General features: G+C 65.2%; 13 protein-coding genes. 5 read left to right on the plus strand and 8 right to left on the minus strand.

The genetic code is table 11. From position 1 onward, the window contains the following. Positions 1-13: 13 nt before the first annotated feature. Entirely contained in the window at positions 14-649 is a 636-nt protein-coding gene (locus CJ177_RS40130; RefSeq protein ID WP_061044448.1) for a TetR family transcriptional regulator, read from the minus strand. Between the two features lie 157 nt (positions 650-806). Here CJ177_RS40130 and CJ177_RS40135 point away from each other — a divergent pair, with 157 nt between their 5' ends. Further along, a complete protein-coding gene (locus CJ177_RS40135; RefSeq protein ID WP_231914481.1) occupies positions 807-1,274 on the plus strand; it encodes a CarD family transcriptional regulator in 468 nt (155 codons plus the stop codon). A 98-nt stretch (positions 1,275-1,372) separates the two neighbouring features. On the opposite strand, the gene CJ177_RS40140 is transcribed toward CJ177_RS40135, so the two are convergent. Further along, a complete protein-coding gene (locus tag CJ177_RS40140; RefSeq protein ID WP_257014911.1) occupies positions 1,373-2,248 on the minus strand; it encodes a glycine-rich protein in 876 nt (291 codons plus the stop codon). Positions 2,249-2,479: 231 nt separating this feature from the next. On the opposite strand from CJ177_RS40140, the gene CJ177_RS40145 reads away from it, so the two are divergent. After that, entirely contained in the window at positions 2,480-3,478 is a 999-nt protein-coding gene (locus tag CJ177_RS40145; protein WP_061701535.1) for an MBL fold metallo-hydrolase, read from the plus strand. Between the two features lie 697 nt (positions 3,479-4,175). On the opposite strand, the gene CJ177_RS40150 is transcribed toward CJ177_RS40145, so the two are convergent. Further along, the gene (locus CJ177_RS40150) at positions 4,176-5,381 is read right to left on the minus strand and encodes an IS4 family transposase (RefSeq protein ID WP_061042523.1); all 1,206 of its coding nucleotides are present in this window, start codon (positions 5,379-5,381) and stop codon (positions 4,176-4,178) included. 369 nt (positions 5,382-5,750) lie between these two features. Here CJ177_RS40150 and tnpB point away from each other — a divergent pair, with 369 nt between their 5' ends. Next, positions 5,751-7,250, plus strand: a complete 1,500-nt coding sequence (tnpB, locus tag CJ177_RS40155) for an IS607 family element RNA-guided endonuclease TnpB (RefSeq protein ID WP_061044445.1) — start codon at positions 5,751-5,753, stop codon at positions 7,248-7,250. On the opposite strand, the gene CJ177_RS40160 is transcribed toward tnpB, so the two are convergent. Next, on the minus strand, positions 7,235-8,284 hold the full coding sequence (locus CJ177_RS40160) for a DNA polymerase IV (protein ID WP_061044444.1): 1,050 nt from the start codon (positions 8,282-8,284) through the stop codon (positions 7,235-7,237). The genes tnpB and CJ177_RS40160 overlap by 16 nt on opposite strands. 275 nt (positions 8,285-8,559) lie before the next feature. Between CJ177_RS40160 and CJ177_RS40165 the strand changes: the two genes are divergently transcribed. Next, entirely contained in the window at positions 8,560-9,858 is a 1,299-nt protein-coding gene (locus CJ177_RS40165) for a DUF6884 domain-containing protein (protein ID WP_257014913.1), read from the plus strand. Positions 9,859-10,059: 201 nt separating this feature from the next. Here the strand turns inward: CJ177_RS40165 and CJ177_RS40170 are convergent, their stop codons facing one another. After that, a complete protein-coding gene (locus CJ177_RS40170) occupies positions 10,060-10,512 on the minus strand; it encodes a hypothetical protein (RefSeq protein WP_061044442.1) in 453 nt (150 codons plus the stop codon). Between the two features lie 222 nt (positions 10,513-10,734). Continuing rightward, a complete protein-coding gene (locus CJ177_RS40175; protein WP_061044441.1) occupies positions 10,735-12,132 on the minus strand; it encodes a plasmid pRiA4b ORF-3 family protein in 1,398 nt (465 codons plus the stop codon). A gap of 61 nt (positions 12,133-12,193) precedes the next feature. Here CJ177_RS40175 and CJ177_RS40180 point away from each other — a divergent pair, with 61 nt between their 5' ends. Next, positions 12,194-13,375: a serine/threonine-protein kinase gene (locus CJ177_RS40180; RefSeq protein WP_061044440.1), complete on the plus strand. Its 1,182-nt coding sequence runs from the start codon at positions 12,194-12,196 to the stop codon at positions 13,373-13,375. Position 13,376: 1 nt separating this feature from the next. Here CJ177_RS40180 and CJ177_RS40185 read toward each other — a convergent pair whose 3' ends face one another. Together CJ177_RS40185 and CJ177_RS40190 are read right to left on the minus strand one after the other, a co-directional pair. Then, positions 13,377-13,730, minus strand: a complete 354-nt coding sequence (locus tag CJ177_RS40185) for a hypothetical protein (RefSeq protein WP_005252569.1) — start codon at positions 13,728-13,730, stop codon at positions 13,377-13,379. After that, positions 13,727-14,635, minus strand: coding sequence for an LLM class flavin-dependent oxidoreductase (locus CJ177_RS40190; RefSeq protein ID WP_095870322.1), 909 nt, complete (start codon positions 14,633-14,635; stop codon positions 13,727-13,729). Before CJ177_RS40190 ends, CJ177_RS40185 begins: the two co-directional genes overlap by 4 nt. Between the last annotated feature and the right edge of the window lie 4 nt (positions 14,636-14,639).

The following is a 14,639-nucleotide window of genomic DNA, read 5'->3' on the forward strand; positions in this document are numbered from 1 at the left end:
GGACCCTCTCCGATCAGGCCTGCGCGAGTCCCCTTGCCAATGAATAGATTTCGGGCAGACTCGCCGCCTCGTCGATGGACGATTGGTCCACCCACGTTTCCAACGCCGCCCGGAGCACGGCGATCGACACGTCGACTGCCAGTCGAATCTGCAAGTCGGCGCAGTCGAACCTCTTCGACACCACATCGACAAGCGCCGCGGTCCGACGCACACTCTCGCGCGCCAGCTCCGCCCGCAGCGCCGGCTCCTTCTTGATGAGTCGGTTCACCCGCAGCAATCGCCGGCAGGCGATCGACAAACTGTCCGAGTACATCGTCAGAGCAGCAGCGAAGGCCGTTTCCAGGGCGAGCCTCGGTGAAACTTCCGAGTCGAGCTGGTCGAGCCCTCCGGCCAAGACCGCCTCGAAGGCCCAGTGATCCCGGAGTGCGGCCTCTTCCTTGGTAGCGAAATATCGGAAGAAAGTTCGCTGCGACACTCCCGCAGCCTGCGCGATCTCTCCGACGGTCGTGCCCTCGACACCCTTGTGTTCGAACAGTGTGAGTGCGGTCTCGCTGATCTCGACATTCGTCTGCTCACGTCGTCGCTCCCGCAGCCCCAACGGGCCGGCGGGCAGGTCAGGCGACACGGAGAACACTTCGAGTCTGGTCATCAACGGCCTTCGCAATCGGTAGGAGCACCCACCAGAGATCGTTCATATCTGGTCAGCAGTTGTCAAGATGGCAGCGTGTGCCATAATGTATGTGAAGGGTAGGTAATCTATGAATCTCAATATCGGTGATATCTTTCTGTACCCGCACCACGGGTCGGTGACAGTCACAAAGCTCACGACCCGGATGTTCAACGATTTGCCCACCGAATACGTACAGTTCGAGGTCGCTCAGAACGGGCTGTCCATCGAGATCCCGGTAGCGAAAGCCGAATCCATCGGCGTGCGAAACGCGATCAACAACGACGAAGTCGGTCGAGTCTTCGACATCCTGCGCGGTCCGACGGTCGACGACCCGTCGAACTGGTCGAGGCGGTTCAAGGCCAACCAGGAAAAGCTGACCGTCGGCGGAATCTTCACGGTGAGTGAAGTCATCCGCGATCTGATGACGCGTTCGCAGGTCAAGCCGCTGTCAGCCGGCGAGAAGCGGCAGCTCGAGCACGCAATGCAGCTCGTCATTTCCGAACTCGTCCTCGCAATGAAGTCCGATCCCGACGAGACTCGGCGCCGCATCGAAGCGATCTACGAACCCGCGTCCGCCTCTACGACGGCGGCTGTCGCAGTCTGAGAACACCATCGGCAGCAGCCCCGAACGAAAGTTCGGGGCTGCTGCCGATTTCGTGTGTCACTTCGCGGCCTGTCACGACTCCAGCGTGGGAGTCGAGATCAGCTGCTGCCGAAGAGGTTTCCGAGTGACCCTGTTCCCGATCCGGCCCCGTACGTGATGACTACCGACGAAACAGCATCCACCCCAGCGACGCTGAAGGTTCCGCCGGGCGCGTAGGACGACCCGCCACCGCCTCCGCCGCCGCCGTAGTTCTCGGCGCCGCCTCCGCCGCCGAACCAGCCACCGCCACCACCGCCGCCCGTGCCCGCGCCGGCACCACCGACACCGGCCTCACCTGGGGAACCATGCGGGTCGGTGCCACCGTTGCCTCCGACACCGCCGGAGTCGGCCGTGCCACCACCGCCGCCACCGCCCCCGCCGCCGGCTTGACCGTCGGGGCCCATCAGGTTGCCCGCGCCACCGATGTAGGTGTCGCCCGCACCGCCGCCGCCTGCGGCGACGAGCTGACGATCCGCCAGCTCACCCGTCCCGGTGCGCACGTCGGAGGCGCCGCCACCGCCACTTGCGCCGGTGCCGCCGCCTCCACCACCGTTGTATCCGGCTTGGCCGGTGCCGTCACCACCGTTGCCGCCGACCTGGATGTACAGCGCGTCACCCGCGGCGACCGTCAACTGTCCGGTCGCGACCGCCGCGGCGCCGCCGAGGATGTCTTCACTGTTTCCACCACGGCCGCCCGTTGCCGTCACCGCCAAGCTGGTGATGCCCTCGGGAACGGTGAACGACTGCGCACTGCCGGTGAATGTGAACGTACAGGTCACCTGGGTGCCGGCGCCCTGCACACAGCCGGCAGGCAACGCCGCCGGCGCGGCAACCGCCACGCTGGGGGCGAGCAGCCCCGAGGCACCCACTACGGCGAGACTACACATTCCGGTCGTGTACCACCGGCGGCGTGATCGAACGAGGGTTGTGGTCAAAGCAGTCTCCTGTCGCAATGCGAGCATGTTGAAAGCTGGTCCGAGTGGAGCATTCCATAGCGTCCGGCATCCAGTGGGTCTTCCGGTCTCCCGGTCGGATCTCGCGCGAAAGCACCTGGTCACGGGCCATGTCGTCCGCTAATCGGGACCCGCGGTATCGCAAACCGCGCCGAAAGGTCAGTATGAAGGTAAGTAGAACTAATTTGTTCATCTAGGCAACGAGGTATGCATATGAGCGACGCAGCGCCCATCGGTGACGGGATCTTCCAGATTCCGGTGCCGATCACCGACAACCCCCTCGGTCACACCCTGGTGTACGCGATGGAATCACCCGGCGGTCTGATCCTCGTCGACGCCGGCTGGGACGACGACAACGCCTGGAACGGCCTCACCTCCGGACTCGAGGCCATCGGACACTCGGTGAAGGACGTCGAAGGCGTCGTACTCACGCACTTCCACCCCGACCACACAGGTCTGTGCGGGCGGGTCCGGGAGGCATCCGGTGCGTGGATCGCGATGCATGAATCCGATCACGGGATGTTCGAGCACATGTCGACCGGTCATGGTCCCGAGTGGTTGGATTTCCAGAAGGCCAACATGACGCGTGCCGGTGCCGCCCCGGCAGATCTCGAGGCATTCGAGAAGGCAACGAGTGGGAAGCCGCCGGCGGGTCCCGAGTCGGCGCCCGATCGTGTTCTCGTCGACGACGAACTCATTGCCCTCGCCGGCCGTAACCTGCGCGCCGTCTACACCCCCGGCCACACTCCCGGCCACGTCTGCTTCTACCTGGAAGACGCCGACGTGATGTTCACCGGCGACCACGTCCTGCAGAAGACGACGCCACACGTCGGCAATTTCGTGTACCCGCTCGAGGAGCGCGACGGCCTGGCAGAGTTCATGGACTCGCTGCGCCGCGTGCAGACCATGGACATCACCCGGGGACTCGGCGCCCACGGCATCCCGATCGACGACGTCGCGGGCCGCGCCGGCGAACTCATCGAGCACCACGAAGAGCGACTCGACCACCTGTACAAGGCTTTCGGCGACGACCAGATCACCGTGTGGCAGGTGGCCGAGCGCATGAAGTGGTACAAGCCGTGGGCCGACATCTCCCCCATGGGCAAGGGCATGGCGCTGTCCGAGGCAGCGGCCCACCTGCGGCACCTCGTCGCCCGCGACCTCGTCGCCCAGGTTCCCGACAGCGAACCCGCAGTCTTCGCCCGCCGCTGACATGTGAGCGGCAGAGCGTGCCGGGCACGCTCCGCCGCTCACCTGGGCGAGTTCCTACTGTTCGCTTGTTGAGATGGTTTCGTGCCGTTCAGTGTCGTGATGTTGCACTATCGGCGGTAGTTAACGATCGCCGCTGACATGTGAGCGGCAGAGCGTGCCGGGCACGCTCCGCCGCTCACCTGGGCGAGTTCCTACTGTTCGCTTGTTGAGATGGTTTCGTGCCGTTCAGTGTCGTGATGTTGCACTATCGGCGGTAGTTAACGATGAAGTATCGGACCGCGTTGGCGTGTTTCACGCGGAAACGCTCCCTATCCGAGCTCGGCCGTTGCCGACGGGCACCATCCTGGTGGTAGATCCTGCGGCCTGCGCGCCATCTGTCGGGACTTCGGGCGCGGTTGTGGAGTGTTGCCGGGTGTCGTCGTCTGATCAGAAAACCGAATTGCGGCAGGCGGGTCGGGTGGTGAACGGGTGCGGTCAACGTGGTCTAAGTGCAATACCGTTCAGTTAGTGAACAAGGACGGTGCATTTCGGCGGTTGGGTGGGTTGTGGATGGTGTTGGTGGTGTGCGCGTTTGGCGGCCCATTTGAGGACTTTGCGTTTGACGACGCGGGGGTTTGATCGGGGTCGGCGTGCCGGGTTGATGCGGCGCAGGAGTTTGGCGATGCCCTGATTCCACAATCGGGTGGCGGCGTGGTGGTTATGAGGGGGAAAAAGAGCTGTGGGACAGGGATCGTCGGGTGATCCGCAGGGCGGCGACGAAGGAGATCCGGTCCGGGTCGTGACTGCCGGCGGTCGCGGCATCGCGCATCAGGGTGCGGATGGCGTAGTGGCAGCACAGGTGCCCCCAGATTTCCTGCTCGACCAGCGGTGGGGATTTCGACCGCAGGACCGCTCGCGGCCCGCGTTGGTGGGTTTTGAGTTCGTCGAAGGTGTTCTCGATCTCCCAGCGTTGGGCGTAGGCGAGGGCGAGTTCTTCCGCGGATGCGTCGGCGGGGTCGACGATGGTGGTCAGCAGCCGGTACTGCTCGGGGTTTCCCCGCCCGTCGTCGAGGGTGTAGTCGATCACGCGCACCGTCAGTGGTGTGCGCTGCTGCCGATTCTTCCCGGAGGTGGGGACGATCTGCGCCAGCCAGGATCCGTCGTCGAGGGTCTCGAGGTGGCGAGGTGAGAGCGTCGAGCTCACCCGCCACAGCAGGTCGGCGCCGGTGGCGGCGGCCCGGGTCCACATGTCGAATCCGTACAGGCCGCGGTCGGCGAGCAGCAGCATTCCCGGTTCGAGGGTGTCGAACAGATCGTGCGCCAGCTCCCGCTCGGAGGTGCGGCACGGTCCGATCGCGGCGTCGAAGACCGCGTGGGTGCCGCATTCGGCGAGGGCCACCAACCGTGCCTGCGGGAACGCGGACTTCTCGCCGCGACTCGATCCGGGCCGCCCGAAATGCTCGGCGTTGGCCGGGGTGTCGGGCAGGTCGAGGCAGGTCCCGTCGAGGGCCACCAACCGGCGCCCGGCGAGCCAGGATCCGGGTGTATCCGCGTCGGCGAGCGGTCGTGCGACACGGCGGAACAGCTCCCGCACCGGTTCGTGCCCCAGCCGGGACCGGGCCTGGAAGATCGCCGATTTCGTCGGCGGCGACCAGGACTGCGACCATCCCGACGACCACGACAAACCGTCGGTGAGCTGCTCGAAGACCTCCTCGTAGGAGCCTTGCGAATTCAATGCCATCCCGATCGAGAAATACGCCGTCACGCGAGCGGTCAACGACCTACTGCGCTGCTCGGTCCGCCCGCATTCCGCGATCACCTCATCGACCAGGGACGCGGGAAACACCCTGGTCAACAACCCCACCGACACCACATCCGACAACCGCCGATCCGAGACCGGCTTCACCCATCCACTCCGAGGCACACCTCATCGTAACGCAACCCGCACTAACTGAACGGTATTGGGTCTAAGTGTGTCGAAGACGGTCACGGAGTTCGGTTCCGGCCTGACGGGAAGCGCACGAAACTACATGAGCTGTGTGCCGATCCGGACGTGACGACGATCGTGTTGGGGCATCGGGATCGGTTGGCCAGTTTCAGGGTTCGGGCTTGAGTACGTCGAGGCGTTCTTGTCGGTACAAGGTCGTACTCTGCTCGTGTTGGCCGACAACGGGGTGGTTGATGATCTGGTGCGGGAGATGACCGAGGTGATGACGTCGCAGTGTGCCCGTATGCACGGGCAGCACGGTGCCCGCTGTGCGGACACTGCCGTGACCGCCGCGACGGACTGCCCATGACGGGCACTGCGGTACTCGCGGATCGGACTGCCGACATCGCTGCGCCGGAGCCGTCTCGGGTGGTGATTCGGGCGTTCGTGTACGTTCTCGATCCAACCCAGGTACAGGTCGAGGCGATGCGGTCGCATTGCGGGGCGCAGCGTTTCGCCTACAACTGGGCACTCTCGCAGGTCAAGGCAAACCTCGACCAACGCGCTGCTGAACGCTCCTACGATGTTCCGGACGCGGAGGTCACCCCGTCAATGTCGTGGTCTGCGTACAGCCTGCGCAAACACTGGAACACCGTCAAGAACGACATCGCCGTCAACCCCGACACCGGGAAGGTGTGGTGGCCGGAGAACTCGAAAGAGGCCTACAGTTCCGGGATCGCGAACTGCGCGGCCGCCCTGTCGAACTGGACCGACGCCCGGTCAGGGAAACGTAAAGGCTCGATGGGATTCCCCCGTTTCAAAAGCAAACGGGCGGTACTCTCCTGCCGGTTCACGACAGGCAGTTTCGGGCTGGTCACCGACGGCGGCGACCGCCGTCATGTGCAGCTACCCCGGATCGGGGCGATCCGGACGTGCGAATCCACCCGCAAACTGGCCCGCAAGACGATCACCGGGACGGCTCGGATCCGGTCGGCGACCCTGTCGTATCGACGCGGCCGGTGGCAGGTGTCCTTCTCCGTCGAAATCACTCTCCCCGCCAGAGCACTCCCCGCCGTCACCGCTTGTCCTCGGTCGGTCGTCGGAGTGGATGTGGGGCTCAAGCACCTCGCGGTCCTCTCGACCGGCGAGATGATCGAGAACCCGAAACACGCCCGCAAGCACGCGAAGAGATTGCGTCGCCTCGGGCGCCGCGCGTCCCGCCGTGTCGGCCCGGATCGTCGCACCGGCCGACTACCTTCCCGCCGGTGGCAGCGCGTCCAGGACCAGATCCGGGCAGTACACACCCGCATCGCCGACGCGCGCCGCGATCACCTGCACAAACTCACCACCCGACTCGTCCGGGACTTCGACACCGTCGTCGTCGAAGACCTCAACATTGCCGGAATGACCCGCTCCGGCGGGGCCTACAAACGCGGGCTGAGCCGGGCTCTGCATGATGCGGGGCTCGCCGAGATCCGGCGACAACTGACCTACAAGACCGAGTGGACCGGCACCAGTCTGCATGTGGCAGACCGGTGGTATCCGTCGAGTAAGACCTGCTCGAGCTGCCAGGTAGTGAAAATCAAACTGCCTTTGAATGTTCGGGTGTTCCTCTGCGATGCGTGCGGTTACCGCGCGGATCGTGATCACAATGCTGCTCTCAACCTCGCTGCCCTCGCAGCGGTTGTTGACGGTGGTGCGTCTTCGGCGAGTTGCGGACGAGACGTAAAAGATGCCCGACAGAAACCAACCATAAGACCCGCCCGGCGGGCAGACGGTATCGCTGCGGGAACACCACCGAGTGGTGAACGTGGCCGGGGTAACCCGGACACTCATGCCGAGTGCACGAATCAACACTCAGCGTGAACGGTCATCTCCAGCCGCACGCCAAGGAGTCGCACTTCCCGATCGTGGTCGAGTCTGTCGACCAATGCTGCTGCCGCGTCGGAGATCACGTCGGGATCGAATGTCGGTTCCGGAAGCGGCCTACTCGTCGTGTGGGTGTCGAACGGGGCGTAGCGCACCTTCAACGCCACTCGCACCGCCGGGCGGTTCTCTGCGAGGATGTCCTCCCTGACCCGGGCGGCGAGACGTCTAATCTCCTCGGTGACGGCCTCCCGGCCGGCGAGGTTCTGCTGAAAGGTAGTCTCCCGGCTGTGCGACCGGGCCACCCAGGGCTCCGCCGAGACCGGGGAGAGATCGATGCCGCGACCGATCCTGGCGTACCACGGTCCCATGTTCGGACCGAGGGTCGCGGCCAATTCCTGATCCGAGGCGTCGGCTAGTTCCTGCACGGTGCTGATACCCAGCGCGGCAAGCTTCTTCGCTGTCTTCTTACCGATCCCCCACAGCGCGTCGGTGGGGCGCTCCCCCATGACAGTGAACCAGTTCTCCTCCGTCAGCCGGTAGATGCCCTGCGGTTTGCCGAAGTCCGTCGCGATCTTGGCCCGTAACTTGTTGTCGCCGATACCGACTGAGCAGTGCAGCCCGGTCGCGTCGAGGACGACGTCGTGCACGGTTCGCGCGAAGGCCTCCGGGTCGTCGGTCTCGACACCCAGAAAGGCCTCGTCCCAGCCCATCACCTCGACGACGACGCCCAGTTTGCGCAACGTATCCATCACGACCGCCGACACCTCGGTGTAGGCCTCGGCGTCGACGGGCAGGAATACCGCGTCCGGGATCTTCCGTGCCGCGATCCGCATCGGCATTCCGGAGCCGACACCGAACTCACGCGCCTCATACGACGCCGTCGACACCACCGCGCGCTCGGTGGGATCCCCGCGACCGCCCACGACGACGGAACGTCCCCGCAGCTCAGGGTGCCGCAGCACCTCGACGGCGGCGATGAACTGGTCGAGATCGACATGCAGCACCCACCGGCGACGCGGCGGAGTGGTCATGGAACCAGTGTGCCTGAACTTGAGAACCTGCAATCCTCGAATCCACGAGGTCTGCCGTGTCCTGATGACGGTTTGGCTTGTCGGTTCTGGATGCACATCCGACAGGCTCTGGCAATCGGCCGCGAGCTCGGTCCTGTCGGATATCTGGATTGGAGGCAATGTGCCGAATTCAGCGGCACGCAGATTATTGGCGGCATCCAGTCGAGAAACGAGACCTCGGCGCGACCATTGTCGGTGACGTGATAAATACTGCTCCTGTGGCGCAGTGGAGCTCCTTGACGGAGAAACTAAGTGGAATCAGCACCTCGATTCGCTTGAGATGGGACGAACTCGAGGACGTAGTCGGTGAGCTGCCACCTTCTGCATCGAAGCACCGCACATGGTGGTCGGGCGATCGCCCCCACGTTCGTGAATGGCAGTCGGCTGGATTCTCTGTCGGCGACGTTCGGCTGGGCACGGAAGTCACGTTCATCCGCACCCCTGCAGAAGATGCCACGGCACACAAGGCCGGTCCCGTCGCGTCCCCCGAGCCGTCAGCACCCGCTACCAACAACTCCGACAACGCAGAGCAGCCAGATCTACTGCTGGTGACCTGCGTCAAGACAAAACTCGACGTCCCAGCAGCAGCCAAGGACCTGTATATCTCGTCGCTGTTCAAGAAGCAACGGGCCTATGCCGAAGTCCGCAGCATTCCGTGGTTCATTCTGTCCGCCGAGCATGGGCTCGTCGCGCCCGACGACTGGCTCGCCCCCTACGAGCGTTACCTTCCTGACACCCCGCCCACCTATCGCGCAGCTTGGGGTGCGTGGGCGGTAGAGCGTCTCGAGTTGCTCGCCGGGCCACTACGCGACAAAGTCGTCGAGATTCATGCTGGAGCTCCCTACATCAATGTGATCGCAGACCATCTCACTGCCAAAGGGGCAACAGTTGTCAACCGACTCGAGGGCCTTGCCATGGGTGCGCGACTCCAGTGGTACGCCTCATTTGATCCTCACTCTGAAGGGGTTCTGGTTTCTCAGAACGAGAACGCCCATGAGGCCACATCATCATTTGTGACGATGTGGCTCGACGAATCCCAGGCAGTCGAACCGACAGAATTCCTCGGGTACAACGGCGAAGGTCTCAGGGTCCCTGGCCTCTACAGCTGGTGGGTTGACGATTCCGGTGCTTCGGACCTGACGATCGGACTCGACACGCAGGTCACGCGTGGACTGATATACGCAGGCCTGGCAGGAGCGACCCGCTGGCCGAGCGGAAAGCGTTCGAGCAACACTCTGTGGTCGCGCATCTCCGGCATGCACCTCGGCGGACGCCACGAATTCTCCACCTTTAGAAAGACTCTCGGATCGATTCTCGCCAACACCGCTGGGAGCGCCAGCATTGACGAAGAAGCGCTCACAGTCTGGATGAAGCAACACCTGAAAGTGTTGACCGTCCCTTACGTGGACGCGGACACGCTGGGGAAGCTCGAGGACGACGTGCTGACGAGTATCGATCCGCCCCTGAATCTTCAGGGAATGGATCCATCGCCGATTCGGAAGAGGCTCAAAGAACTTCGACGTAACCACCGCTGAGGCCGGTCCCCCACCCAACTTGGGGGTCGAATTGCAGGTCTCACCTCGCGGAAAACCGACTCATGCGGGGTCCGCGGCTCGTCTCGTTGGACTCGTCGACATGCAACACCCACCGACGACGCGGCGGAGTGCTCATGGAACCAGTGTGCCGGAATCGACGTACCGCGACCCTCGAATCCTCGACTTCTGCCGCGGCGGAGGTCAGAACACGTCGTCGGCGTCGACAGACGGTATCAACTCGTCGGGGAATCGATACGAGCATCCGAGTTCGCTGGTGGACCGCGTTCCCCAATTGTCCCGGAACCAGGCCACGCAGGTGTTCGCGATCAGGTTCACGTCACGGCTGAAGAGATAGCCGTCCGTGCAGTCTTCGAAGTGGCCGTCGAAATGCCACCTGTCGAGGGTCAAGTGCTTGGCGGAATAGTCGGCGAGCAGCAAATGTCCGAGTTCGACGCGTGATCGACGAAGCATCAACACACCGTCGGCCAGTACCTGAATCTGCGCGCAGACGACTTCTTCGTCGTCGTCTTCACTGACGTAGCTGTTCGGGCCGATCTCGACGATGAGCGCGACCGGTTGATCGACCAGCGAACCCGTCAACCACTCGACCATTCCCGCCCACGAAACCTCGGGCACCTCGGTGGAATCGACCATCGTCGTCAACCTCCCTCGCTCGCGACCGACTATTGCATGGACGTATCAAAGCAGAAGATTCCGACACATGTGGCCCGAAATCGTTCTGCGTCGAAGAGTGTCGTTTGCGTGATCGTCCGGCGACGCCTGGAGGCATCGGCACCGCGCTATTGCGGTGCGGGTCGAAAGCAACTGCGCCCAAAAAGGTTCGGGCGTAGCCCGGTGCTGTCACGACGTTGCCGCCTACATCGACAGCACCATCTGAGCGAGGAGCCGACCCCATTCGGGGTCCATGGGCTGGTCGCGTTGGACGTAGCCCTCGACCATTGCGCCGATGAGTTCGAGGAACGAGATCGTGGGGCGAGCGGTCCAGAAGACTTCTTCCCGGCCGACGATCGTCCCGTCGCTGGTCTGCCAGCCGAGGGCGGCGAGTCCCTCGGCGATCGCGTCCCGTCGTTCGTCCGACGACGTGCCTGCGGCGAGGGTGAGAAGCACGAGGTATCCGGCCTCCCGCTCGATCTGTTCGGTGCCCAGCGGCAGGCGATCGAGCAGATGACGCCACATCTGTGTCGCGTTGTCCGCCATCGCCGTTCCGAGATTGGTTCGAACGAGTTTTCCCTTGTACTTGCGCACCAGTCCGAGTGTCTTGGCGTACTCGCGGAGCAGGTGGACCGGCCGTTGGTCCGTCTCGCGGTTGCTGGTGGCGGGCCAGTCGTCGAAGCCCGGTAACGCCTGCCGCATCTCCGCCACCACGGCCGGGGGCAGGTAGCCCGCCTGAGTCAGCGTGATGCCGTCGGATCCGATGCGCTGCAGCAACCACCGCAGATGCAGCGTCGCCGCTTCCTGGGCCGCAGGAAAATCACCCTTCCGCGTGGTGAGCTGGGCATGCTCGAGAAGCGAAAAGACATGCGGGGCAGCCTGATGGGGTATTCGTCGCAGCAGGTCGGCGAACTTCGAATCCGTCACCGGCCAGTGGTCACGGATCACGACTTCGATCCGCAGGTTACGGTTCACGGCGTCGACGCCGAACGATTCGGGCGCGAAGCCGGGCCCGACCCACGCCCCGGCGTCGTGGTGGCCGGGGTGCGACGGCGTGGCCAGGACCGTCAGCAGGTCGGCGTATCCGCCCGGTCCGCCGCAATCCTCTGGTGGGCAGGCGCGGGCGCCGGCGAGGCAGGTCACCGTCGGCGCGGGCCCGTCGGCCTCGATCCGTTCGAGGACGATCGTATGGTCCCAGCCGTCGCCGAAGTCGTATTGATAGGACAGGAGCTCGCCGGGTTCGGCCAGAACCTGATCGAGCCGGACCGCGTCCTCGCACAGCTCGTCGTCCTCGTCGGCGAAGCCCTCTTCGATGCTCTCGCGCATCTCGTACCGCTCGGAGGCGGGCGGCTCACCGCCGACCCACGAATGCAGGTGGCTGTCCTGCCAGCCCATGACCGTCTGCACGATCGGATGCAACTCGTTCAGCCGCAGATTCGAGGGCACGACGAACTGCCGCCAGATGGCCGGCGACACGTCGTCGAGTTCGATCCGCAGGTGGAAACTCGCCACGTCTCGGCGACCCGGCCGCTCGGACGGCCGGACGATCACCGGCACGTCGGGAACGACGGACAGGTGTCGGCGTTTACCTGAAGCGGTCATGGCGTCATGTTAGACAGGAGGCAGCGGTGTCCGGCACAAGTGCTGACGATAGCGTGAGCACATGTCGGTGTCCGCAGTTCTCGCAGGTCGGTACGAGTTGCGGGGAGTGCTGGGGCGCGGCGGAATGGCCGATGTCCACGACGGATGGGACCTGCGCCTGCAGCGACCCGTGGCGATCAAAGTGCTGCGCCCGGAGCTCGCCTCCGTCCCCGACACGCGTCGGCGGTTCGAGGCCGAGGCCCGGTTGGCCGCCACCTTGAATCACCCCAACGTCGTCGCGGTGCACGACTGCGGCGAGGACGCCGGAATGGCGTACATCGTGATGGAGCGCCTGCCCGGGCGGACCCTCGCCGACGAGATCTCCGCCGGCCCCCTACCGGACGCGCGGGTGCGGTCGATCCTCGCCGACGTGCTCGCCGCCCTCGGCGCCGCCCACGGAGCCGGGATCCTGCACCGCGACATCAAACCGGGAAACGTGCTGTTCACCGCCGCGGGCACGGTGAAGGTCGCCGACTTCGGCATCGCGAAGAGCGCCGCGTCCGACCACACCGCGACGGGACAGGTGCTGGGCACCGTGGCCTACCTCAGCCCGGACCGCCTCCTGGGCACACCCGCCACGACCTCCGACGACCTCTACGCCGTCGGCGTCGTCGGTTACGAAGCCCTCGCCGGGCACCGGCCGTTCGCCGGCGACAACATCCTGTCGCTCGCCCGGGCCATCACCGACGGAGCGGCCCGACCGCTGCGCGAAGCCCGCCCGGACGCCGATCCGAACCTCGTCCACACGATCGAACGGGCGATGACCCGCGACCCGCAGCAGCGGTACGCCGACGCCCAGACCATGCGGGACACCGTCCTCGGAGCGGCCGGCCCGCATCCGCCACCGACGAGAGCATTCACACCCACCACCTCCGTCCCCCAGCTGCCGCCCGAGCCCCGGCGACCACGGCGGACCGGCCTGATCGTCGCCGCCATCGCCGCGGTGCTGGTGGCCGTGGTCGTGGCGGCACTGGCCATCGCGTCTCAGAATCAGGACGGCACGGTCGGTCCGGGACCGAGCACCACCGCCGTCGTCCCCGCCCCGGCACCCGTCTCCGTCCCCAGCAGTGCCGTCGAGGTCAACCCGGTTGCGCCTCCCCCACCGACCGGCGCTCCGGAACCGAAGACCGGACCGGGAAACAACAACGGCAACAACGGCAACGGAAACAACAAGCCCAAAGACAAGGAGAAGGACGGCAACTGACCTAGTCGGACTGCGCGTCTTCGTCGCCAGCCACTGCGTGAACCTTGAACAGCACGATCTGTTCGTTGGCGAACGGGATGACCGACGCCGGGCTCGCTCCGGCCGTGCGGGGCAGCAAGTGCACTGGGACGTCCGGTTTGACGCCGAGCACGAAGTCCCGCATGGCATCCCGGGCGGGATCGTCGAGGCCGCCGCCGATCACGACGAGGTCGACGTTTCCGTCCAGGAGTGCCCGCCGGATCAATTCGCGGTCGTTGGATGCCACGACGTCCCGCCCGAACCGGGTCAGTTCTTCCTTCAACACGTCCAGCGTGGACTGGCGCCTGCCGATGAGGAGGAGCCGCGGTTCGCTCATGCTTGCGCACCCGTTCCACGGCGCTCATCCACGGCGGCCCGAACAGCGGGCGCGACGTCGGTCGCGAACGTGCGGACCTGGGCGAGGTCGTCGCCGTCGGTGCCGAAGACGAACGTGTCCATGCCCGTCTCCAGCGCGAGTTCCGTCAGTTGGCTCACCCACTGCTCGGCGGTTCCGTGGAACAACTTATCCGACGGTGTGTCGCTCACCTGGCCGAACACGTTGTAGGCGCGGACGATCGAACTCGGGTCCCGGCCCGCATCCGCCGCACCCGCGTCGATCCGCGCGTGCATGCCGGGCAGGACATCGGGCGGAAAGTACGAACTCGACGGGACCCACCCGTCCGCCGAGCGTCCCAGCGCACGCAGCAGCCGGGGGCCGCCGACGCCCAGCCAGATCCCGATCCTGTGCGCCGGGACCGGTCCGGGATGCACGCCCGCGAGGCGATAGTGCTCACCCTCGGAATACACGGCACGCTCACCGGACCACATCAGGCGGATCACCTCGACCGCCTCCTCCAACGCCGTCGCGGCCTGACCGGGCGTGCGCACGTCACCGCCCATCGCCCCGATCGCCTCCCAGAACGCGCCGGCACCCAACGCCAGTTCGAACCGGCCTCCCGACGTCACATCGAGGCTGGCCGCGGCCTTCGCCATCGTCGCCGGCGGGCGAAGCGGCAGGCACGCGACGTCGGGAAACACGCGCACCCGCTCGGTCCGGGCCAGCAGCGCGCCCATCAGCGACCAGCAGTCGAGGAATTTCGCCTGGTACGGGTGATCTTGCACGCCTATCAGGTCGAGTCCGGTCTCGTCGGCGAGGGCGGCGAGTTCGAACGTGTTGGCCAGCAACTCCACCGACGGGGTCACGAACGCCCCGAACTGCAAGGCCCTGCCGTAATCGGTCATGGCG

Origin of the sequence: Rhodococcus sp. ACPA1, assembly GCF_002300195.1 — a bacterium.
Taxonomy (GTDB): Bacteria; Actinomycetota; Actinomycetes; order Mycobacteriales; family Mycobacteriaceae; genus Rhodococcus_F; species Rhodococcus_F opacus.

Coding starts and splice junctions, on each gene's coding strand:
- CJ177_RS40130 (WP_061044448.1), bottom strand. CDS start 649: ATGACCAGACTCGAAGTGTTCTCCGTGTCGCCTGACCTGCCCGCCGGC.
- CJ177_RS40145 (WP_061701535.1), top strand. CDS start 2,480: ATGAGCGACGCAGCGCCCATCGGTGACGGGATCTTCCAGATTCCGGTG.
- tnpB (WP_061044445.1), top strand. CDS start 5,751: ATGACGGGCACTGCGGTACTCGCGGATCGGACTGCCGACATCGCTGCG.
- CJ177_RS40160 (WP_061044444.1), bottom strand. CDS start 8,284: ATGACCACTCCGCCGCGTCGCCGGTGGGTGCTGCATGTCGATCTCGAC.
- CJ177_RS40170 (WP_061044442.1), bottom strand. CDS start 10,512: ATGGTCGATTCCACCGAGGTGCCCGAGGTTTCGTGGGCGGGAATGGTC.
- CJ177_RS40175 (WP_061044441.1), bottom strand. CDS start 12,132: ATGACCGCTTCAGGTAAACGCCGACACCTGTCCGTCGTTCCCGACGTG.
- CJ177_RS40180 (WP_061044440.1), top strand. CDS start 12,194: ATGTCGGTGTCCGCAGTTCTCGCAGGTCGGTACGAGTTGCGGGGAGTG.
- CJ177_RS40185 (WP_005252569.1), bottom strand. CDS start 13,730: ATGAGCGAACCGCGGCTCCTCCTCATCGGCAGGCGCCAGTCCACGCTG.
- CJ177_RS40190 (WP_095870322.1), bottom strand. CDS start 14,635: ATGACCGATTACGGCAGGGCCTTGCAGTTCGGGGCGTTCGTGACCCCG.